Source organism: Sphingomonas sp. Leaf242 (assembly GCF_001422045.1).
In the GTDB taxonomy this organism is placed as follows: domain Bacteria; phylum Pseudomonadota; class Alphaproteobacteria; order Sphingomonadales; family Sphingomonadaceae; genus Sphingomonas.
The window spans coordinates 701,876-724,580 of the sequence record NZ_LMLW01000007.1; the positions used below are offsets into that span (position 1 = coordinate 701,876).

The 22,705-nt window shown below is 66.5% G+C and carries 17 protein-coding genes; 7 read left to right on the forward strand and 10 right to left on the reverse strand.

Annotated elements, in window-relative coordinates; genetic code table 11:
- Window positions 1–29 precede the first annotated feature (29 nt).
- Both ASF09_RS07480 and ASF09_RS07485 read right to left on the reverse strand, forming a co-directional pair.
- Window positions 30–7,604 carry a two-partner secretion domain-containing protein gene (locus ASF09_RS07480; RefSeq protein WP_060525581.1) on the reverse strand — a complete coding sequence of 2,525 codons (7,575 nt, stop codon included), beginning with the start codon at window positions 7,602–7,604 and terminating at the stop codon, window positions 30–32.
- 34 nt (window positions 7,605–7,638) lie between these two features.
- Window positions 7,639–9,261 carry a ShlB/FhaC/HecB family hemolysin secretion/activation protein gene (locus tag ASF09_RS07485; RefSeq protein WP_156359250.1) on the reverse strand — a complete coding sequence of 541 codons (1,623 nt, stop codon included), beginning with the start codon at window positions 9,259–9,261 and terminating at the stop codon, window positions 7,639–7,641.
- Between the two features lie 436 nt (window positions 9,262–9,697).
- Between ASF09_RS07485 and ASF09_RS07490 the strand changes: the two genes are divergently transcribed.
- The 7 genes from ASF09_RS07490 (at window position 9,698) to ASF09_RS07520 (ending at window position 14,076) form a co-directional block, all read left to right on the forward strand.
- Window positions 9,698–10,687, forward strand: a complete 990-nt coding sequence (locus ASF09_RS07490; RefSeq protein WP_162237236.1) for a glycoside hydrolase family protein — start codon at window positions 9,698–9,700, stop codon at window positions 10,685–10,687.
- 17 nt (window positions 10,688–10,704) lie between these two features.
- Entirely contained in the window at window positions 10,705–11,250 is a 546-nt protein-coding gene (locus tag ASF09_RS07495; RefSeq protein ID WP_060525584.1) for a hypothetical protein, read from the forward strand.
- A 374-nt stretch (window positions 11,251–11,624) separates the two neighbouring features.
- Complete coding sequence (locus tag ASF09_RS07500; protein WP_156359251.1) at window positions 11,625–11,987, forward strand: hypothetical protein; 363 nt, start codon at window positions 11,625–11,627, stop codon at window positions 11,985–11,987.
- Between the two features lie 207 nt (window positions 11,988–12,194).
- Complete coding sequence (locus ASF09_RS07505) at window positions 12,195–12,380, forward strand: hypothetical protein (protein WP_156359252.1); 186 nt, start codon at window positions 12,195–12,197, stop codon at window positions 12,378–12,380.
- 29 nt (window positions 12,381–12,409) lie between these two features.
- Window positions 12,410–12,901, forward strand: coding sequence for a hypothetical protein (locus tag ASF09_RS07510; protein WP_156359253.1), 492 nt, complete (start codon window positions 12,410–12,412; stop codon window positions 12,899–12,901).
- Window positions 12,902–13,156: 255 nt separating this feature from the next.
- Window positions 13,157–13,642 (forward strand): ankyrin repeat domain-containing protein, encoded by a 486-nt coding sequence (locus ASF09_RS07515; protein WP_060525588.1) that lies wholly within the window; start codon window positions 13,157–13,159, stop codon window positions 13,640–13,642.
- Window positions 13,639–14,076: a DcrB-related protein gene (locus ASF09_RS07520; protein ID WP_060525589.1), complete on the forward strand. Its 438-nt coding sequence runs from the start codon at window positions 13,639–13,641 to the stop codon at window positions 14,074–14,076. The genes ASF09_RS07515 and ASF09_RS07520 overlap by 4 nt, the downstream gene beginning before the upstream one ends.
- Window positions 14,077–14,125: 49 nt before the next feature.
- On the opposite strand, the gene ASF09_RS07525 is transcribed toward ASF09_RS07520, so the two are convergent.
- From ASF09_RS07525 to ASF09_RS07560, 8 genes are read right to left on the reverse strand one after another with little or no spacing between them, the layout of a single operon-like run.
- A complete protein-coding gene (locus ASF09_RS07525) occupies window positions 14,126–14,932 on the reverse strand; it encodes a hypothetical protein (protein ID WP_060525590.1) in 807 nt (268 codons plus the stop codon).
- 3 nt (window positions 14,933–14,935) lie between these two features.
- Entirely contained in the window at window positions 14,936–15,244 is a 309-nt protein-coding gene (locus ASF09_RS07530; protein ID WP_060525591.1) for a hypothetical protein, read from the reverse strand.
- Window positions 15,241–17,898, reverse strand: coding sequence for a type VI secretion system ATPase TssH (gene tssH, locus ASF09_RS07535; RefSeq protein ID WP_060525592.1), 2,658 nt, complete (start codon window positions 17,896–17,898; stop codon window positions 15,241–15,243). Before tssH ends, ASF09_RS07530 begins: the two co-directional genes overlap by 4 nt.
- Window positions 17,898–18,887, reverse strand: a complete 990-nt coding sequence (tssG, locus tag ASF09_RS07540; RefSeq protein ID WP_235529713.1) for a type VI secretion system baseplate subunit TssG — start codon at window positions 18,885–18,887, stop codon at window positions 17,898–17,900. The genes tssH and tssG overlap by 1 nt, the downstream gene beginning before the upstream one ends.
- A gap of 20 nt (window positions 18,888–18,907) precedes the next feature.
- Window positions 18,908–20,785 carry a type VI secretion system baseplate subunit TssF gene (gene tssF / locus ASF09_RS07545; RefSeq protein ID WP_082444139.1) on the reverse strand — a complete coding sequence of 626 codons (1,878 nt, stop codon included), beginning with the start codon at window positions 20,783–20,785 and terminating at the stop codon, window positions 18,908–18,910.
- An 18-nt stretch (window positions 20,786–20,803) separates the two neighbouring features.
- The gene (gene tssE / locus ASF09_RS07550) at window positions 20,804–21,337 is read right to left on the reverse strand and encodes a type VI secretion system baseplate subunit TssE (RefSeq protein WP_060525593.1); all 534 of its coding nucleotides are present in this window, start codon (window positions 21,335–21,337) and stop codon (window positions 20,804–20,806) included.
- A 6-nt stretch (window positions 21,338–21,343) separates the two neighbouring features.
- Window positions 21,344–22,168: a type VI secretion system accessory protein TagJ gene (locus tag ASF09_RS07555; RefSeq protein WP_235529718.1), complete on the reverse strand. Its 825-nt coding sequence runs from the start codon at window positions 22,166–22,168 to the stop codon at window positions 21,344–21,346.
- Entirely contained in the window at window positions 22,165–22,659 is a 495-nt protein-coding gene (locus ASF09_RS07560) for an Hcp family type VI secretion system effector (protein WP_060525594.1), read from the reverse strand. Before ASF09_RS07560 ends, ASF09_RS07555 begins: the two co-directional genes overlap by 4 nt.
- Window positions 22,660–22,705: the final 46 nt, after the last annotated feature.

Sequence of the window (22,705 nt, forward strand, 5' to 3'; positions counted from 1 at the left end):
CACAAGACGCGGGCGCGCCATCGATCGGATCACTTGCACGACTCCTTCTTGCCGACGACGCAGCCATCGGTATCGGGCTTCGGCGCCAGTGCCGCCAGCCCGGTCAGCAGTTCCTCGTTCGAGCCGCCGACAAGCGGATCGAACGGCACCGTCAGATCGGCGACCGATCCGAACAGATCGGCCTGGCTCGCGGAGAACACCTGCAAAGTCGGCTGGATCACGATCGCGGTGAGACAACCCGCGCCCGATCCTACGACGCAGCCGTTGATCCGGGTAGCGGAGACGTTGGCGTTCCCTAGCGCCACGGCGTCCGGCCCCAACAGCGCCGCCGCGGTCGCGCCGACGCCGTTGATCGTGCCGAATGCGGCAAAGGTGTTCGACGCGGTGGTCGGGCGCAGGCTGAGCGCCGGATTAACCGGTGCGGTAGGCGTGCCGCCCAGGACGATACCCGTGTTGGTGCGCGCGACGCCGGTGTTCTGGAACAGCGCATAGTCGCCGTAGCGCACCGTCAGGCTGCGTGCCGACACCGTCGTCGGCGCGGACGGATCATAGGTGCCGCCGCCGAGATTGGCGTTGTAGAGCGCCGAATTGGCGTTCCCGACCAGGCCCGCAACGACCTGCGTGACGGTGGCATCGTCGTTCAGCAGGTTGAGGAAACCCGCGCCCAGCCCGACCGCGATCCGGTTGCCGCGCAGATCCAGATCGGCGGTATCGAACAACAGACGCCCGCCCGCCGTGCTGGTCGCCGCGACGTGGATCGCGGACGCAGTATCGGTCTCCGAGGTGGTCGTGCCACCGAACCGGAACATCCGCCCCGCCCCCGCACCACTGACGACGCCGTCGATCGTCATCCGCCCGGTCCCCAATACGTCGACCGTGCGGCGGCCCGCATCGGCGCCGAACGCCAGCGTGCCGATCTCGACCGCGCCCGCGCCCTGCCGGAAGGTCAGCGCATCGGCCTCGACCAGCTTGATCTCGGCATCGGACAATTGGAAGCCATCCGCGGCGGTGCCGTCGCCGAGCCGTAGCGCGCTGGTATCGCCCGTACGGTTCTCGAACCCGACCGCGGCGGCGCGCTGGATACCCGACAGCCGGGCGTCGCTTGCCTTGATCGTCAGGCTCGGCCCGGCGATCATCTGGCCGAGCGTCGCGATCCCGACCGCGTCGATCGTCGCGGCACCGCTGGTGCGGCTCGACGCGAGCGACACGTCGCCACCGCCGGTCACCGACAGCGCGCCACCGGTATCGATCGCGCCCGTCACCAACGCGGCCCCCGCCTTCAGACTGGTATCGCCACCTGCCCTCAGCGCCTGCGCGGTCAGCCCGTTGGTCGCGGTCAGCGACAGCGTACTCCCCGCGGTAGCGTCGCCCACCGTCAACGCGGTGCGCGCCTGCACCAGCAACGCGCGGGCGGCACTCAGCCCGCCCGACGCCCGGACATCGCTGCCGCCGATCGTCGCACTGCCTGCCGAGGTCGCCCCCGCCAGCGTTACCGCGCGGTCGCCGGTCACGGTGAGATCGCCGGCCGTGCTCGCCAACGTCGCGCCGGCCCCGGTGCGCCCACCGATATCGCCCGCCGCCTTGAGCGTGAGGGCGCTCGCGGTCGCCGTGTCGAGCCGGATACCGCCGCCGGCCGCGGTAATCGCGCCAGCACCCTTTGCGCCAAACTCACCGATAGCCACCGCGCCGCTCGCTGTGGCTGTTGCCGCGCCGCCAGCGACAAGCCGGGTGATGGCAATGTCGCCCGCGCGCGCCGTCGCCGTCACATCGCCCGTGTCGGACGTCAGCCCGGCCAGCGTAACCGCCTGTCCGACAACCGACGCCACTCCGTTCACCGCATAGGTACCACCTGAAACGCCACCGCCAGCATCCACCGCCAGTGCGCCCGCTGTCAGGCCATTTACCGTAACCGCGCCGGTTCCGATCAGCGTCGCGAGGCCGCCGGCCGTCACTCGTCCGATCGCCAGGTCGCCGCCGGTCGCGTTGGCGGTCAGCGATCCCTGCGTCGTCGTGACCCCGGTCAGCGCGATCGACTGCCCAGTCAGCGATGCCATACCCGTCGTCGTAAAGTCGCCACCCGACAGTGCACCGCCCGCCGTGGCGGTCAGCGTATTCGCCGTCAGGCCGCCGATCGCGATCGCACCGGGTGCGGTGAGTGTTGCGCCGCCCCCTGCAACGAGCCGATCGATCGCAATGCCGTCCCGTAGAGCCGTCGCAGTGATGCTCCCGGTCTCGGACGTGAGACCCGCAAGCCGGATCGATTGCCCGGCAACCGACGTCGCGTCCTTGATGGCGTAGGTTCCGCCCGTGACCGTACCGCCCGCGTCGAGCCTCAGCGCATTCGCCGTGATCGATCGGACACCGATCGCACCGGGTGCGGTGAGCGTCGCGGTGCTACCCGCCGCGACCGTGGCGATCACGATGTCGCCGGTGCGCGCAGCCGCGCTGGTCGATCCGAGACTAGCGGTGAGGCTGGTCAGTCCGATACTGCCCGCCGCCACGCTGTTATCCCCGCGCGACGCGTACGCGCCACCCGCCAGCACGCCGCTTGCGTCCACCGCGAAGGTATCCGCGGTGATCGACCCGACCCTGATCGCGCCTGCCGCCGTCGACAATCGCGTCGCCTGCGTCGTCGTCACAGCATCGATCGCGAGATCGCCCGCCGACAATGCGATTCCCAGATTCGCCGCGCGGATCGTACCGGCCGTGAACGCCGCGTCATTGGCAAACAGCGTCGAGACCGAACGGCTGCCATCCGCGGCCGTCGCGATGCCGCCGACGAGCCCGGCATCGATATCGCCGAGCGTCACGGTCTTACCCGATCCCGCGCGCAACCCCAGCGCGCCACCGTTGCGGACGGAAATGCGCGAGCCGAGCAGGTCAATCGCGCCCGCCGCATCGAGCAACATCGCATCGCCCGCGACGCCGTTGCCGCTGTTCGCGATCAACACAAGCCTATCGCCTGCGCCGATATTGCCACTGGTGGCGGTGATCTCGATACGGCCGCCCGCTTCCTGCGTAACGTTGCGCCCCAGCAAGACCGTCCCGCCGGTGACCAGATAATTGGCCCCCGCCAGGATAGCGCCAGGCGATGCGGCGACGCCTGCCGCGCTCAACACGATGTCGCCGCTCGCGGAGCCGCTGTCGAGCCGCGCATCGCCGGCCGTCGAAGCCAGGTTGGCGCTGCCGCCCGACACTGTGACCGCCCCCACCGACAGGTCGTCGCCGCGCGCGAGCGCGCCGATCCCGGTGACGGCGGTCAGATCGCCGGTCACGAGCTTTCCCGACACGGCCTCGAGCGTTATCGCACCGGTGGCACTGGTCAGGTCGCCGACCCGAAGCGAGCCGCCGGTCAGGTTGATAGCGCCGCTACTCCGGATCGCGCCGCCGGTGATCGCACCGCCCGAGTTTGCCGCGACCGACAGTCCGCGGATGCCGCCGAACGACAGCCCATCGGTGCTGGTCAGCGTGACCGCATCGCTCGCGTCGATCAGGCCGCCGACCGAGACCGCGCCCGATGCGCGGAGGTCGACCAACCCGGCCTTGATCCCGTTGCGGATAGTGAGATCGCCGCTGTCCGCGAACAGCTTGACGAGGTTGGTACCCACACTGATCGAACCGATGTCGATCGTATCCGCGCGCAACGAGACCGGACCGCCCGTCAGCGCGCCCAGCCGCACCGCGCGCCCGACGTCCACCGTATAGCCGCCATCGACGCCGGTATTGAGCTCGATCGTCGTACCCGGCAGGTACCCGGTGACGTCGCCATTGGGGGCGCTGAGCGAGAGGCTGCTGCCGGTGCTGGTGATGAACGGTGCGCGGATGTCGCGCGTCGAGGCGATCGTGACCTTGCCGACCGCGGTGAGACCGTTGACGATCAGCACATCCGCCGGATTGGTCAGCGTCGCCAGATCAGCCGTACCCCCGGCATCGACGCTATTGAGGCGGATCTCGCCGACCGAGTTGATCGTCAGGTTGGATTTCGTGGTGATCGCGCCGGTCGCGACCCCGCCGATGCCGTCGGTCGCGGTGATCGTCACCGGTCCGCTCGCATCGATCAGTCCCCCGGCGATACCCGTTGCGGAGGTGCCGACCGATCGAAGATCGACTGTGTTGGCATCGATCGCGCGGTAATCGATCCGCGATCCCGACACGGCCAGGTCGCCGCTGACCGCCGCTTTGCCGAAATTGACCCCGCCGTCCACCGCTGTGATCGCCAACCCGCCCGACGAGACCGAAACGTCGCCGAGACGGATTCCCGCCGCGCCGCCGGTGATCGACAGGCCATCGACGACTGCGATGTCGCCCACCGTCAGCGCCCCGGTCAGCGGTTGCCCCGCATTGAACACCAGCGATCGACCGTTGACGTCGCCCAGCGTGATCGCGTTCGCGCCGCCATCGATGGTGACCGCGCCCTGCTGAGCCGGACCACCATTGATCACGCTGTTCGCCGCGAACCCGATTCCACCGGTTGCCGACAACGCAAGCGATTGCGCCGTTCGGCCATCGCTTCCCGATGTCAGCGAAAGTCCGGACGCGCCGGTCAGCGTGCCGGCCGTCGCGGCAATCGAGACCGCGCCCACCGCCGCCTGCACGCCGCCGAGCGTGACCGACCCGCCCGAAACACGGTAATCGCCACCTGCGGTCACCGCGCCCAGCAAGCGCGCCGCACCGACATTCGCCACGACAGTCACGGGGCCGGCCGTCGCGCTCAACGCTCCCGCGACGTCGACATCGCCACCGGTCGACGTCAGCGTCACGCCCGTGACGCCGCGTGCCGATGCGATCCGCAGATTTCCCGCCGCCACGGCGGTGACGGCGTCGGGGGTGCTGATCGCACCCGTCGTCAGGGTCGCCGAGGAGGTCAACGTCACAACCCCGCCGGCGGTCAGCGCACCGGTCGCAAGCCCCGCACCAGACAACGACAAGGGGCCGGTGAGCGTGGCGTTACCGAGCGAGAGCGCGGATGTACGCGTGAGACCGCTGGTCGCGGTATCGGTACCGACCGCGCCGAGCAGGTTGCGCGCAACGACGTTGCCGAGCGCGACACTGCCCTCCGCGACGCCGGAGCGGATCACGACGTCCGATTGCGAGGCCGACCCACCCCTGAGCGTCGTTCCCGGCGCGAAGGCGATCGCGCCATTCGTCGTGTCGGCGATCGCAAGCTCGAGCGCTTCGCTGCCCGCACCGTCCGAATTGGACTGCAAGGTCAGCCGGTCGAGCCCGATTATGCCCCCCGCACCCCCGCTGATCGTCACCGCGCCTCGGGCGGCCTGCGAGACGACGCCGATCGGTCCGGATCCCGTCGTTCCCAGCGAAACCGAGCCGCCGTTGACCGCATAGTTGCGTCCCGCCGTAACGGTGCCCGAGACGATCGCGGCCGATCCCCCCGCGTCGACAATGACGTCGTTGCTGCCGGTCAAACTGCCCGCCGTCGCACCGCCGCTGCCCGTCAGTCGAAGAACACCGCCGTTCGCAGTGCCGCTGGCTACCGTTACCGCGCCGTTGGCCGCGGTCGCGCTCAAGGCACCACCGGCGGTCAGGCGTACGCCGTTGGGCGCAATCCCCGCAATGCCCCCGCTCGTCGCGACGAGCGTGAGATCGCCGTTCGTGCTTGTCACGGCGTTCAGCCCCAGACTCGCGCCGGTGAGCGTTACCGTATTCGCAGCGGTGATCGCCCCGGACGAGGTGAACGCGCCACCAGCCGTTGCGGTGAGACCACCAGTTGCCCTCACCGCGCCGCCATAGGTCTGCGCGCCGCTGGTAACGACGCTGATGTCGCGTGCGCCGACCGCGCCGCCGATGGCGGTGGACTCGGCGGTCGCTGCGGTCGTTCCGATCGTCAAAGTGCCACCGGCGGTTACCGGGCCTGTCACCCTGAAGGCGCCATCGCGCGCGATCGTAATGTTGCTGGACGCTCCCCGACTGACGAGGCCGCTCGACACCGTAGTTGCGCCACTCCCGTTCAGCGCGATGTCGCCGCTCGCATCGACTGCCGCCAGGCCCATCGCGCCGGTGCCGTTCAGCGTAACGGCGCCCCCTGATGTCAGCACGCCGGCGGTCAAGCTGCCTCCCGAACTCAGCGACAACGCCGACCGCGTGGTCACATCGCCAAGGTCCAGCGGGCCGCCGATCGACAGTCCGTTGGTGTAAGCGCCACCGCCGACTGCGCCGAGCAGACCGCGTGCCGACACGTCTCCGAGCGATATCGCGTTGCCCGCCACCCCGACGCCGATCCGGACGTCGGAGTCGAGGTTAGGACCGCCCTCGATCGACGAGCCCTTGGCGAAGACGATATCACCGCCTGCCGCGCCAGCTGTCGACAGCGTCATCAAGTTGTTGCCCGCACCATTCGCGTTGGCGCGAAGCGTCAGTCCAGCGCCGCCGGACAAGGTCCCATTGGTTGAGGTAATGTCGACCACGTCGACCGCCGACTGCACGACCGACGTCGAGCGCCCCAGCGTGACGCCGGTCCCGGCGACGCGGTAGTCATTGCCTGCCGTGACCGCGCCCGCCACGCTGGCGAGCCCCCCGGCGTTGACGACGACGTCGCCGCCCGACCGCAGCGCGCCGGTCAGCGCCACCGCACCGTTCGCGGTCAGCGTCACATCGTCGTTGATCGCACGCCATGCGCCAGACCCGCCGATGCCGACCACACCACCGGTCTCGGTCGCCGTGCTGCCCACGGTCACGCCGTTACCGCTGCGTCCCGCCGACAACACGATGCCGTTGTCGCCGTTCGAGGCGCTGGTGACGGATGCATCGACGCTGAGCAGGGCATCGGTGACGTTCGCCTTGGAAGCGAGCGCGAACACGACGTTCCGGCCGCTGACCGACCCGGTCACGAGCTGGCTGGTGCCGCCGACCGACGTTCCCTTGTCCAACGTCACCGACAAGGGACTGCCAGCGGCGTAGTTCAGCGTTACGTCGGTCGCGGTAACGAAAGCAACGTCCTGATTGCCCGCAGTCAGCGTGCCAGCCGAAGTAATCTTGGGCGCGACCATGATCAGCCCGCGGTTGCCGCTCGACAGCGTGATCGTCGCGCCCGACTGGACGCGGATATCGCCGGCGGTGCCGCCTTCTTTGCCGAGGCCGTAGCTGCCGCCGAGATCGTTACCGGCGAGAAAATTCGCCTGATCGGGCTTCAACGTCGTCAGGACGAGCGACCCGGTGTTGATCTTGGCGCCCGATCCCACGAGGATGCCGTTGGGATTGAACACCCACACCGCGACGTTCGCATCGGACTTGAGCGTGCCGAGGATCTGCGTGCCGGCCAGCGATCCCGACACGTCGCGGTTGAGTACGGCGATGTTGCGCGCAAGCGCCACCCCCCGACCGTCGGTGAACTCCGCCGTCGCTCCCGTCGGCACATTGAAGCCGTTCCAGTCGATCACCGTGCTGGTGGCCTTGAGATCGACCGACAAGGTCGAGCCCGAGCGCGTCACGGTCGGGTTGCCGCCGCCGGGCGACGTCATCACCGCCCTCACGTCACTCGCCCTGGGCAGCGCCTGCGCCCATCCGACCGCGGGTACACAGCCGCTTGCGAGCACGGTGCTGATCGCCAGCGTGCGGCGGATATGGCGACGGTATAATGGGATGGACATCGAAGGCTCCCCTAAACTCGGTACGGCGCGCGGGTCAGCGCGTCTTGTCGCGGAATTGCGCGGTCAACGACACCAGCACGCGGTTGGGCGGGCGCTTCTCGTCCAGCTTCAAAACCCGATCCAGCGGGTGCGCATACATCACCTCGAGCACCAGCAGCCCCGGCAACGAGAAGCGGGCGCCCCCGCCATAGCTGCGATAGGTGCGCCTCGGCTCGATCGCATTGCGATCGAGATTGCGCAGATAGACGTGGTCGTAGAAACCGAACAGCTGCGTCCCGAGGCCGGTGATCAACGGCAGCTCGGCGCGGACTTCGCCGCGACCGCCGACCGCACGATCGCCGGTGCTCACGCCCGGATCGTAGCCGCGACCGATCGTCAGATTGCCGACCGAGAACTCCTCGTAGTTCAGCAGCGGATCGTTCGTCCATTGCGCCTGGCCTTGGCCAGCCAGACTGAAGATCGGACCGACCCCGATCACCGTGTCGACCGTACCACGCACCACCAGCGCGCGCGAATTACCGTCGATCCGCGAGGTCAGCCGACCGTTTGCAAAGCCGATATCACTTGATCCGAACACATCGACGCCCTTGCGAACCTGCAGCGAACTGGCGATCGAGAATGCGGTCGCGCCGTCGTACCGCACCGTGCGATAGTCGCCATCGATACCGATAAAGCCGATCCGCAGCTTATCGAGCGTCAACGGCACCGACCCACCCTCGGTCCGCACCACCGAGCGCTGGTCGACATAGTCGAAGCCGCCGGTCGCACGCAGGTTGGTCCGCAACGACCGGATCAGCGGCCGCGCCAGATCGAACCCGGTGATCAGCGTATTGGTCCGCAGGTCGAGCGCACCAAGGTCGGGACGCGACCATGCGTAGGTGAAGCGCGCGCCCAGCGTCGTGCCGTTACGGTCGAGGCCCATGATGTGCCCCGCTTGCACGACGCGCTGTTCCTTGAAGTCCGCGGTTGACGACACGCCGACATAGGTGACGTCGGACAGCCCGGTCAGCCCGTAGATCTCGGCCCGCGCATAGCCCGTCTCGCGCCCGGTCAGCCGACTATTCTGGTTCTGCACGTTGGCGATCACCGCGAACCGGCGGAACGCGAGTGACAATTCGCCAATCACCTCGCCCTGTCGCGTCCCGGCGGGGCGCAGCGACAACTGCACCTCGAGCCCCGGGATATCGCCCGCGAGCAGCAACAGCCGCTCGGCCTTCTTCTCGTTCAGCGGATCGAGCGCCTGGATCTGCGCGATCCGCTCGCGCAGGATCGAGTCATACGGCCCGGCCGATCCCCGCACGCGGACTTCGACGATGCGCGCGGTCACGACCTGCAACTGCAACGTTCCGCCCGTGATCTCCTGTGCAGGGATCTGCACCGAAGCCACCCAGCCCGCATGTCGCAGCGCGGCGTTGGCACGGTCGCGCAGTGCGCAGACGACGCTGATCGGCTGCTCGCCCTGCGGCACGTCGATGCCGGCGACCGCTTCGGCGATCTCGGGTTGCAACGCGCCGCCATCCGGCCGCACGAAGCTCAGCGTGGTCAGCGTGACCTTGAGCGACGACGTCTCGAACGGGCAGGCGGGCTGTTCCAACGCACGGCTCGAATCGACGCTGACCCCCGATTCCTGGCGCGTGTCAGGTGCGGGTGGAGTCACTTCCTGACGGGAAGGCAGAACTACTTGCGCTGCAACAGGCTGCGCAAGAAGCGCCCCCCCTGCGACGCCAGCCATCATAAGCACGTATGAACGCCATACTTTCGATGTCATCAATCCCCCGCGCGTTGCCGATAACGACGTGCGATTTGCAGACAGACGAACTGTCGCTCTCCTTTGGGGATACGCACGACGCCTTGAAAGGCCCGGCGGACCATGACGACATTTTTACGCCATGCATAGATGCGAAGTCGCTGTGATCTTTCGAAGACTATGGTTAACCTCAAAAAACTTGTAAAATCGGCTGGAGATCATTCGCTTTCGATCTATTGTAGTCGCCGCACGACCGGGCCCGTTGCAGGCTGGCCCACCCGCTGCATTGAGGTGCAAGCCTGTGGAATTGGGTAGTATCCACGACCAGGAGACAGGAAGGATGGCGATGTTACGCGTTGGAAGCCGTGGCGAGGACGTCCGAAATCTACAGACGCTGTTGCGCCAGTACGACCCGCAGCTCGGCGCCGATGGCGTCTTCGGTCCGCAGACCGAGCGCGCGGTGCGGCTGGGCCAGCGGCGTAACGGGCTCTACCCCCCCGACGGCATCGCCGGCCCGATGACGATGGGCGTCTTGACCGGCAACGGTGCCGGCTACGCCAGCCCGGCGCGCGCCATCCCCTCAGGCACACCGACGCGCACCGTCGCGATTCCTGGAACCCGGTCCGCCGCCTTCCAGAAGGCGCAGACCGCAGCCAGCGCGGCGACTGTCGGCAAGGGCGATCCCGGCCCCTTGAAAGCCGCCGTCGAGCCCGCCCGCGAACGCGCCCGCACCGCCGCGATGCCGGCGGGCACGGCCAGCCCGGTGTCGAGCATGCACATGTCTCGAGAAGGCCGGCACTTCATCGTCGAACATGAGTCGCAACGCGGCGTCAGCAATCGGCTGCATCACCCGACCGCCGGCAGCGGCGTGACGATCGGACCCGGCTACGACATGAAGGATCGCTCCAGTGCGGAGGTTCAATCGGATCTGACCGCAATCGGCGTACCGATCGAGGCCGCGAAGACCGCCGCGGCGGGTGCAGGCCGATCGGGCGCGCCGGCGACGCAATTTGTGAAGGACAACAAGTCCGTCATCAACATTTCGATCGACCAGGAAGCCTTGCTGCTGCGCCGGATCGTCGGGTCATACGAGGACCGCGTCAAGCGTGCGATCAAGGTACCGCTGCATCAGCATGAATTCGATGCGCTCGTATCCTATGCATACAACCCCGGCGGCGGCTGGTCCAAGACCACCAAACTGGTCAACGAGGGCAAGCTTCACGACGCGATGGTCGAGATCAAGCGCCACGTCTATTCCAAGGGCCAGATGGTTCGCAGCCTGGTGACCCGACGCGCTGCCGAGAGTAAGCTGTTTCTATACGGAGAATATAAGTGATGGTTTCGCGTTCTGTAATGCTGGCGCTCGCCGTCGGGCTCGCCGGATGTGGCGCCAGCGCCAATGGTTCGGCCGCAGAGAACGGCAGCGCCGCCGCGTCCGTCGCGCAGCCAGCCGCCGACACGAACACCGACATGAACGCCAACGGTAACATGGCCGCGCGAGAACCTTCGGCTCCGCTGCCAGCGACGGAAAATGCGTCCGAAGACGCGCCTGCGGCGCAATCGCTGGACCGGACGAATACAACGGGTGCCGGCACGATCCGCCCCGTGCTCATCCAGTTCGGAACGATCGACGGCGCGGCAATCAAGGACTTTCAGCTCCGGTCACGCTGCCAGACGGCCTTTGTCACGACCAAGGGACCCGTGGTAGTCGATTGGACGAAAGTCGGTAATTTTGCCGAGCATGACGAGGGTAACCGTGTCGTGACGCCGATCGACGACGGTCACGGATCGCACGATTTGTCTCTCCCCAAGGATACGAAGACCGCCACCGTCGGCGATGTGGCGGCGCTGGTGAACATGGGATTGTCCGGTATCGCCGATGGCTGCGCACCGAACTGATGCTGCGCTGCAGTACGGCAAGGGTTCCCACCCCTGCTGTACACCTCGATAGGCGATGCAGGCTATGGGCGAGACCACTGCCGTGATCCTGCTACGCGCCTGTGGATCGGTGCGATCGCGCGTGCAGTCACGGGGTACGTGCCGCGGACCGTTGGCAAACATTGGGCGCGAAAATTGACTGCGTCGGTTCCGGACAGCACCTACCAGAACGGCGTATCGATCCTGACGAAAGGCGGACAGCTGAACTACGAACTGTATGGCACCTATACATGACTGGATCTTGCCTACCACTCGCCGCCTCGGCGCTGATACTTTGCGCTGGCGGGAGCAACGCTAACGCAGCGACAACCAAGGCATCGATCAATGCAGAAGGTGTGAGTGATCCGACCGCTACTGCTGGTTCGCAATATACCGAAGACCAGACAAACGCGATCGGGGTGGCATCGCTGCGTCGCGAACTGATCGGGGCGGCCGCAACGCTGGATGGCCAGCCGATCACCAACGTCAAGGCAGTGTCGCGTTGCCAGACGGTGTTCACCACCAAATCCAACGTAACTGTTACCGTGCACTGGAATAAGGTGAACAATTTTGCCCCAACCGTAGATCACGGATCAGCGACAATTCCGATCGATGACGGTGCTGGCGTTCACAATTTCATATTGCCCGAAGGCGATGGTTTCCGGCGGGTCAACGGTACGATGGGACATCTCGCCGATGCCTGTGAAAGCGAGAAATAAATCCTCGGATATTCGTGCCTGCCCGACCTGACATCGGTTACCCGTGGCACGCGCAAATACGAGACGGTGCTCGTCGCGGAAAACGAGCACGCGTTCGATCTTATCCGCAAGCAAGAAGGCATAGCTGGTCCATATCGTCCCCAGCTATGAAGCGAAGGTGAAGAGAGCGATCACGGTTCCGCTCCATCAACAGGAATTCGATGCTTGGTGTCCTACGCCTACACTCCGGGCGGCGGCGGGGCGAAGACAACGAAGCGGGTCAACGATGGAAAGCACCACGAGGCGATGATTGAAATCAAACGCCATGTATTTTCCAAAGGGGAGAAGGTCCTCAGCTTGGCCGTCAGAAGAGACGCTGAGGCCAGAATTTTCCTATCCGGCGAATATAAATGAACAGGGTACGAATCCCAATAGCCCTCGCAATGCTGTTGCTCGGCGGGTGCCGCAACAATAATGCGCCCGCAACGCCCGCAAATTCATCAAATGGCGAAACATCTTCCTTTGACACGCATGCAGTGCGCAACGCCGCTGCTACTGCGCCTGCCGCTGACGATAGCCCGCCGGACGATGTCCGATCGAGCAACAACGACCAGGCGGGCATACCGATCCTGAAAACCATTCTCACGAAAGTCGGACAACGCGATGGAAAATCGATCACCGATTTCACGCTGTCTTCGCCATGCATCTCTAAGATCACGACCATGGATGGCACCAAGACGGTGAACTGGTCGGAAGTGCAGGACTGGGCCGCGCGCGATGAGAATGAGCGGACAATAATCGAACTGAATGACGGGCACGAGACCAGCGTCGTATCGGTACCGACGAAACCCCAACCCGAGCCGATCGGCAACGCCTTCGCCCGCGTCGAAGGCGGCTTCATAGTTCTTGCGGAGACGTGCGCGAAGAAGCCGTGACAGGAACCCAGGGCTTTTATCAACATATCCAAGCCACCTGAGTGGTAAGCCCTGATCCGAACCGCCGCCGATCCGTTTCGTCCGGGATACCGATTCAGGACGCCCCGCCGCCGGTGCGACATACCAGTCCCACACCTATGTCGCGGCAGGCGATATCGTGCTCGCTGGACCGCTGCAAATGATCACGGCGGCCGACGCCGCCCTCGCTCAGAAGCGCGTTGAAACCGAGCGTGCGTTGTCTACGAATGGGTGCTCATGATTCGGCTGTTCCCCATTACCGCGCTGGTCGGGTTCGCTCTGCTGGCCGCCTGCTCCAACGAGGACGACCCCGTGAACGACTCCGTAAACAAAGCCGCGATCATGCCGATGCTCGGGGCCGTCATGCATTCCGAGACGAAGGACGTCTTGAGACTGGCTAAACAAGGGACCGGTCTGGACGAACGCTATCCAGCGAACCAGACCACGCCGATGATCATGGCCTCCGGCAGCGACCAATGGCCCGTGGTCGAGATCCTCGTCGACCATGGCGCCAACATCTGGGCGCATGACAAGTTCGGTACCACGATGCCACAAATGGCGATTACGAGCCGTATTTTACCCGGCTCGGATGAAGACAAGGCTCGATTGCGTGTGATCGAGACGCTCAAGGCGCGCGGCTATCCTTTTTCGCCACGGGGCCGCGCCGAGATACTCGCGCTTGAGAAAGACGGCAAATGGCCACCGTTGGAGGTGGCACGATGACGCAGGTCCAAGGCGTGACGATCACCTGCCCCGATGGCTGGCTCGACAAGTCGATGCTGGTCCTCTCGGCTGCGAAGCCCGGACCGAGTGGCGTTTCGCCAAACTTCGTCGTGACGCACGAACCGATGCCCGACGATTTACGCTTCGCCGCTGAGGACGCGCTCAATGCCTTCGTCGAGCGGCAGATCGAGCAAATGCGGACAACGCTGCCCGGCCCGGTGAGCATTGCGCGGCGGCAAGCGGCGGACGCTTCAGGCTTACCCGAACTGCGGGTCGACTGGACCGCGGATCGCATTCCGCTGACCCAGTGGATTGGCTACAATCAAACCGACGACGGGACGGTCACGATTGCGACTGGAACAGCGGGCAAGGCCGATTTCAGCGCCGTCGAACCCGTCTTCCACGCGATGCTTCGCAGTTTTCGCATCGCATAGCGACGCCGCAAGACCGTCGATCACCCGGTCGCGGGCGCATATCGCCATATCACCGCCCGTCGACCGACCAATGCGGCGGATCCGACAGCAGTTTCCTGACGCCGTAGCTTGCGCCTACAGTGTGCAACGCCGCGTTGTCGTTGCCGTTGCGGGGTTGGTCGATCGGCTGTTTCGCACCAGCGGCGTCGACGACCTCGATCGGGCCCGACCAGCTGATCGTCATGTCGATCGCCAGCCCGGCGATATGGTTCGAGGTCAGCGACGGCTTGAAGCGGATCGCGAACAGCGCGACCATTTCGGCCGCCGCGGCGATCGAGCGGGTGTCGTCGCCGTGATCCCAGATGATCCCCGCCGTCGGCTCATCTGGAACATCCGCGGGGGCGACTGCCCCGTGCGACACCTGCCACGCATAATGCATCAGCCACGCGCGGATGCGGTTGCGCCGTGTCGAGGATATCCGCACGATCGTCCCCGCGTTCGCCAGCGCGGTCAGGAACTGGCTCACCTGCGCGGCGAAGGCCGGGGCGAGGTCGGCGACCCGGTCGCTGTTGGGAAACCGCGCCTGGTTGCGGCGGAACCAGTCCGCCCCGCTCAGCTTGGCGGCAGCTTCCCGCGCCCGCGCCTGTTCGCGCAACAGGTCGGACGGCGATTGCTGCGCGAGCGCTGTCGCCAGGTCGCCGCGGCTCGCGCTGCGCCCCATCACCCGCGAGGCATAGGTCCGCATCGCTCGGCTGGTCGCACCGTCGAGCACGCCATCGGTCCTGAGCGGCGTCATCCCAAGCGTGCTCGCGCGCAGGTTGAGCAGCCGCTGGAGCTCGGCGGTCTGCGCAGGCGTGGCGGCGGGTTCCCTGGCCATGACCTACTCGATTCGCGCGTCATAGGCGGAGAGCGCCTGCATCGCCGCGCGGTTGCGGTGGTGAGCGCGCTTCAGCCGCGCGAGCGTCGCGTCGGTGCCCGTGCAGGTCGCGCGCATCCGCCGATCGAGGTCGGCCGCACGGGCTGCATCATAGGGCTCCTCGCCCCTGAAATGGTCGCACTGCGTCCGCTTGGCGACGAATGCGCGAACGTCGGCGGGCATTCCCGCCGCCACCGCGCGAGGCTGCGCGCTGCACCCCGTGGCGAAGATCGCCGCAGCGACGATTCCCGGCAGGAGCGGCGCCCGGATCATACCGCTTCCACCGTCGGCTCGGCCGCGATCGCGCGTTTCACAGGCTCGCGTGCGCGAAAATCGTAGACGAAGTCGCCGCCCTCGACCCGCATCGTGATCGCCGCCACCCGCTCGCCGCTTATCTGCCGCTCGAGCAGCGCCACCGACATCGCCGGCAGCATGGTGTTGGTCAGGATCGCATCGATCATCCGCCCGCCTGACGCCACTTCGGTACAGCGCGCGACGATATGCTCGACCACCGCCTGATCGTAATCGAGCACGATGTCGTGATTGTCGCGCACCCGCCGGACAATCCGGTCGAGCTGCAACCCGACGATCCCCGTCAGCATCGCCGGGCTCAGCGGATAATAGGGCAGCACCAGCAACCGCCCGAGCAGCGCAGGCGGAAACACCTTCAGCAGTTCGGGCCGCAACGCGGTGGCGAGGCCGTCGGCCTCGGGCACCATCTCCTCGTCCTCGGTCAGGCTCATGATCAGGTCGGTGCCGACGTTCGAAGTCAGCAGGATCACCGTGTTGCGGAAATCGATATGCCGCCCCTCGCTGTCGTTCATGAACCCCTTGTCGAACACCTGGAAGAACATCTCGTGGACATCGGGATGCGCCTTCTCGACCTCGTCGAGCAGCACCACCGAATAGGGTCGCCGCCGCACCGCCTCGGTCAGCACGCCACCCTGGCCATAGCCGACATACCCCGCCGGCGCGCCCTTCAGCGTCGAGACGGTGTGCGCCTCCTGGAACTCGCTCATGTTGATAACGATCATCGATTCGTCACCGGAGAACAGCAGTTCGGACAATGCGTGCGCGGTTTCGGTCTTGCCGACCCCCGACGGGCCGCAGAGCATGAAGACGCCGACCGGCTTCGACGGATTGTCGAGCTTGGCGCGGCTGGTCTGGATGCGCTTGGCGATCGCGTCCATCGCATGATCCTGTCCGACCACGCGCGCCTTCAGCTTGTCGGCGATCGTCAGCACGCTGGCGATCTCGTCCTTGACCATCCGGCCGATCGGGATGCCGGTCCAGTCCCCCACCACCGCTGCGATCGCGTCGCCATCGACCACGCCGAACACCATCGGCGCATCGCCCTGCACCGCGCGCATCGCCGCCAGCGCCGCGTCGAGCGGATCCGAGGACGCCTCCTTGGTCAGCGCATCGCGGGCCGCGCGCACGGCGTCGAGCGCGTCCTTCTCCGCCGCCCATTTCGCCTCGACCGCCTCGACGTCGGCGCGGGCCGCGACGATCGCCTCGTCGAGTTCGCCCAGCCGATCATCCTCGCGGTACCGCCCCGTCGCCTCGCGCTCGACGACGCCGCGCTCGACCTCGAGCAGTTCGAGCCGCCGCCTGCGATCCTCGACCGGCGCTGGCGTCGCGTGCTGCGATACCGCCACGCGCGCGCAGGCGGTGTCGAGCAGGCTCACCGCCTTGTCGGGCAGTTGCCGCGCGGGAACGTAGCGCTGCGACAGCGTCACCGCCGCCGCGACCGCCTCGTCGAGCACCACGACCTCGTGATGCGCCTCCATCATCGGCGCGACCGAGCGCAGCATCGCGATCGCGGTATCGATCTCGGGCTCGCCGACGTCGACCGTCTGGAATCGCCGGGTCAGCGCGGGGTCCTTCTCGAAATACTGGCGATATTCGGCATAGGTCGTTGCCGCGATCGTCCGCAGCCGCCCGCGTGCCAGTGCCGGCTTGAGCAGGTTCGCGGCGTCGCCGGTGCCGGCCTGCCCGCCCGCCCCGATCAGGCTGTGCGCCTCGTCGATGAACAGGATCACCGGCGTCTCGGACGTCTCGACCTCGTCGATCACCGCGCGCAGGCGCTTCTCGAACTCGCCCTTCACGCCAGCACCCGCCTGCATCAATGCGATGTCGAGCGAGCGCAGCGTCACGCCCTGCAACGCCGGGGGCACGTCGCCATCGACGATCCGCCGCGCAAAGCCCTCGACCACCGCGGTCTTGCCGACTCCGGCCTCGCCGACCAGGATCGGGTTGTTCTGCCGCCGCCGCAGCAGCACATCGACCACCTGGCGGATTTCGGCGTCACGCCCGACGATCGCATCGATCTCGCCGGCGCGCGCGCGCGCGGTCAGGTCGATCGAATACGCCGCCAGCGCTTCGCCGACCTTGCCGCCCGCGTGAGGAGAACCGTCGCCAGCCTCCGCAGCCACCGGCGCTTCGTTGGTCTCAGCCGACGCGCCGACGATCGTCGCGAAGTCTTCGCCCAGCCGGTCGGCCTGCACCTTGCGCCACTCGCCGCTGATCGCGAACAGCGCGTTGCGCAGCGTCGGTGTGCGGACCATCGCGTACAACAGATGCCCGCTCCGCACGCGCCCGGCGCCGAACTGCAACGAGGCATAGACCCAGCCACGCTCGATCGCCTCCTCGATCTGCGGCGCGAAGTCGGAGATCGCGCTCGCCCCGCGTGGCAACGAATCCAGCGCGGCGGTCACGTCGGCGGCCAGCCGCGCATCGTCGATCGCGAACGCGGCGCGGATCGCGGCCACGTCGTTGCGCGGATCCTGGAGCAGGACGTGCACCCAGTGAACCAGCTCGACATACGGATTGCCGCGCATCTTGCAGAAACTGGTGGCGGTTTCGATCGCCTTCCGCGTGGCGGTATCGAGGCGGCCGAACAACGCGGTGCGGCTGATCTCGGTCATTACATATCCCCCGTAGTCGAGTGTGCAGTCTGTCTGCGTGATGCGGCGCGGCGCGTAAGCCGGGCGTCGGCGCGAACCCGGTCGCCCTGCCCTGGTGCAAGCCAGCCGGTCCAGCCTAGCCGCGCACGTCCGTCGAGACGGGCGGGCCGCGCGTGGCGCTCCTCCATCTCGATCATGATATCCCATTCGAGATGGCTCGGCGCGAACGCATCGAGCGCCTCCGACGCGATCCGGAACCGGTCGCCGCCGGGCAGCAACGCCTCGAATTCGTGCAGCGAATTGGCGCGCACCACGACGCGGAACGCATCCGACGCCACTCGCACCCGCTGACCGATCATCATGTCGGTGCCGAGCCCGCTGAAGCCGCGCCCGAGCCGGCTCTGGTCGTCGCGCTCGACGTCGCGCCAACGCGGCTGGTATTCGAGCAATTTGACGCGCTGGCGGAGCAGATGGCCGAGCGCATCCTCGATCCCGACCGCACTGCGCCGCGAGGCGAACAGCCCGGCATAATGCAGCCGCGCCCGCGCCGGGAACGCGGCATCCTCCGCCACGCCTTCGCCCGCACCGGTCAACTGCGCGAGATAGCGCGCGAACCGATCGTCGAGCGGCCGATCCGCCTGCGCCGCCGGCTGCGAATCCGCCCATACCCGGTAGAAAAGCTGCAACATGCGGTTGGCGAGCAGGTCGAGCCAGCGCCCGAACGGCTGCGTCTTGGCATAGCGGCTTTCGAACACCGCGAACTCGGTCAGATGCGCAGGCAGCGGCCCCATCGGCCCGGTCAGCCCGAGCCAGAATCCGGACACGCGCGCACGGTCGCCGGTGACCTCGACCGAATCCAGAGTCGCATCAGGAAACGCCAGCGTCGGCACCTGCGCCAGGTCGGCGATGCTCTGCGACGGACGGCGTGCGTGGCCGATCCGCGGCAGATGCGGCGCACGCGCCTCCGCCCCACGCGCGATCGGGAACAAGCCGAACCGTCGCGCATCCACCGCCGCATCCCGAAGGAAAGTCAGATGGTGTGTTGGCGGCCTATCCTCGGCGGCCATTTGGCGAACTCCCCCTCGGTGGCACTGGTAAAATGAGTCTCGGTAAACGCATTGATGCTCGCGAATTCGGCCAGGAAGCGTTCGAGCACCGCGCCGAACAGGAACATCCGCCCCTTGTCGAACGCCGCATCGTCGAGCCTGATCGTGATGCGGTGGCCACGCGCGATCGCCATCCGGTCTAGCCCGGGCACGCGCCGCGCCACCTTGGTCGAATGGATCCCAAGTACGCCGTCGATCTGCCGCCGCAGACCCGCATCGTCCTGCCAGCCGTACAGCGCGAGATGATCGCGCAACACGTGCGGATCGTCGCCATCCTCGGGCGCGAGCGTCATGTAATTGGGCGTCAGATGCCCGATGACGCGCCATGCCGCATCGCCCAGCCCGAGCGGTGGCCGCGGCCGGGTCGGTGCTCGCAACACCGTCACCGCACGCGCCGGAACGCCGGAAACGACAAAGTTCGAATCCCCGCGGAACGTCAGGAGTTCGGGCAATTCGCGGTTGGTGACCAGTGCGCGAACTCCCAGCTCATGCACCTCGTCGAGCCGCGTCGCATCGCCCGGCGCGGTCAGGCTGACCCAGGTTTCGGTGCCGGTATATTCATGCCGTCGCCGCAACCGCTGCTCACGCGTCGAAAGCCGGCGCGGGCGCAACTGCGTCGTGTAGAACAACGCCTCCTGCCAGTCGTAAAGCAGCGCGCCGAACGCATAAAGCGGCGCGACGGTGCGCGAATCCACCTTGTCGCGCGCATAGGCCTTCACGTCGAGGATCCGGAACACCTCGAAATCGAGCGGCCGCGTCCGGTCCGGGATGACGTGATGCTCATGATCGAACCGCGACACCTGGACGCGGCCAAGCTGCTTCTCGAACAGGTTGATTGCGGGCGTCGCAAACAGCTTGAAGTTGGCGGGTTCGAGCGCGTTGTTCAGCACCGGCGACGACCGCCCGAACAGGATCACGATGTCGCACGCGCGCGGCGACTGTTTGAACGCCCGCGCGAGGTCCTTCAGGTCGATGAACAGAAAGCGCTCGGGACACGCGAAATACTCGGCGAGCAACCGGTAGCCGCGGAACGATCGCTGCTCGGATGGCAGCAAGGATTCACTGTCGCCGAACCCGACCTGCTCGGGTTGCGGCAGTCGCAGCCAGCCCTCGGGCCCCGCCGCCGCGTCCGCCGACCGGCCGATCACCGCCAAGGTCTCGCCGATGATCTGGCGGTACAGCTCGGCCGGCACCGCTTCCGATCCGGCGAGATAGATCGGCAACGACGCGGGCAGCACGGTCGGCAGGTCGAAGCCGCCGGTCGACTCGAACCGTAACCGCAAGCCGGCCTCGGCGCGCACGCCCGTCGCCGACACGAACGGCGCCACCGCGGCGCGACTCGACAGATATTCGACCTGCGTGATCTTCAACGGCCACAGCGTCACGTCGTGACCTGTGCGGAACTGCACCGGCGCGTTCGCATGATCCGCCGCGGTCGCGGTCATCTCGGTCCCGCGCGGCACCTTGTAGCCGTCGAGCAGGATCGGATCGCCATCGCGCGGCTCGAACCCGGCGATGCAGATCGACGGCATTGGCGCGAGATAATGCGGCTGGATTGCGTGGAGCAGATGCTGGGTAAATTCGGGGTACTGATCCGCCAGCTTCAGCTGGACGCGCGCGCCGAGGAACGCGACGCCCTCCAGCAACCGCTCGACATAGGGATCGGGATCGGTCGGTGTCTTGAGCCCGAGACGCCCGGCGACCGCCTCATGCTCCTGCCCGAACGCGACCGCCTCCTCGCGCAGATACGCGAGTTCATCGTTGTAGAATCGCAGCAACCGCGGATCGATCCCGCCGCTCATCCGCGCGGCACCGATACGTTATTCACGGACGTTCACCGCCGTCGTCTCCGCCTCGACCTCGGTGCGGAACTTGACCGGCATCAGCTGCGCCGCGGACGTGATGTCGCCCTGGATCACGAATGTCAGCGAATGCGGCTGATCGGGGTCCTCGACCGGCTCGACCGTCAGGCTGTCGTGCCGGATCCTCGGCTCGAACACGCGGATCGCCTTGCGCGTCTCACGCGCCCGCGCCAGCACCGCGCGCCGGTTCAGCGTCCGCCCCGCCAGATCGGTCAGCCCGTAATTCAACACCGAGGCGCGCACGTGCGGATACGCCTCGAGGTCGACAAGCGACTCCAGGTTCGTCGTGTTCAGCAACCAGGCGAGATCGCGCCGGATGGTGGCACGCAACGCCGTTTCGTTGAAACGTTCGAGCTTGGGCACCGAATAATGCCGGAATTTCTCGCGCGCGATATCGGGAGCATCGTCGCTCATGTCGCGCATCCCGGAAATCTCGATGTCCGCGACCAGCTTGTCGAACAGGGTCGGCGTCAGGCGCTGCGTTACGGCCATGACGGATCAGGCGAAGACGAGCGCGCGCAGCGACAACAGGCCGTGCTCGTCGCCGTTCGACAGCGACCAGAGATGCTGCCCCGATCCGACCGATCCCGCCGCGCCGTCCCGCCAACTGGTCGACCGCCCAAGCCGCTCGGCGGAATCGCCTTCGGCCTCGGTCCCCGGATACCGCGCCGGCAACAGCGCCGCGACCGATTGGCCGGTGCGGAATGTAATTTGTACCGGATACCAGATGACGTCGCGAAGATCGAGTGGTCCCTCGCTCACGATCCGTTCGATCTGGTCGAACGCCTGCAATCCGTATCGCCCGCCGATGATGGCCTCGAAGCACGGCCCGAACCGACCATCGGCATCCGCAATCCAGTCGAACGTCGCCCCGTCGAGCGTCCCGGCGGTGTCCGGTGCTGCGTCGAAGGCGGCATCACGCGCCGCTTCGCCCTCGGCGACGCGACCCTGGCCAAAATACTGTAGTGCCTCGACGACGCCCTGCGCCCAGTCGGAGGCGACGTGCTGCACGGCCAGCGTTCGCCCTGCGAACACGTCGGCGCGCTCGCGCTCGGCGGCGATCGCCTGCCCGTACACGACGGACAGCATTTGCGCCTCGGGCGAGATCTTCGCCAGCGCATCGAGTTGAATTCTTGCCTTGTCCCATTCGCCGGCCAGCGCCAGCACCTGGAACAGGAACATCCGCGCCGACGCATCGCCGGGGGACGACCGAACGGCCTCGACGAGTGCGCGTCGCGCACCGTCGAGATCGCCCGATTTCAGGAGTTGGTCCGCATCGCGCATCATCCGCTCCACGGACTTCCCCTCGGTCTTCAAGATCAACCGGCTTCGTTCTGCCGGATGTCGTAATACGCCGTGACGACGCCGCCGTCCTTGCCGCCCTGCGCGTTCTGCGCCTGGTAGTCGAACGTGACCTTGGCACAGTTAAACGTCACCGATTCCATGATCGAATCGCCACCCGACGAACCCGAATTGTGGATGTCGGAGACGATGATGTCTTCGAGCTTGATCTTGTAATAGGTCAGCGGATTGGAGCCATCGCCCGCCTTCTGCGAATAGATGACGGCTTCCTTGATGTGCTTGCCCGATGCGCACGCCTTGAAGAGCATCGGCGACGACTTGTCGACCTGCTTCTGGATGCGGATGTCGGAGATCTCAGCCTTGCCCGAGCCACCGCCGGCGCCGCCGGTGTGGAACGAGCCCTGCTGGACCGCACCGAAGTCGAACGAGATGATATCGATCTCGTCCTGGTGGTTCTTCTTGCGCGATTCGCCGTTTACGCCGTCAATCTTCAAGAACAGATCTACTGCCATGATACTTCTCCCACATCATGAAAACCGCCATCGCCACACCCCGCGA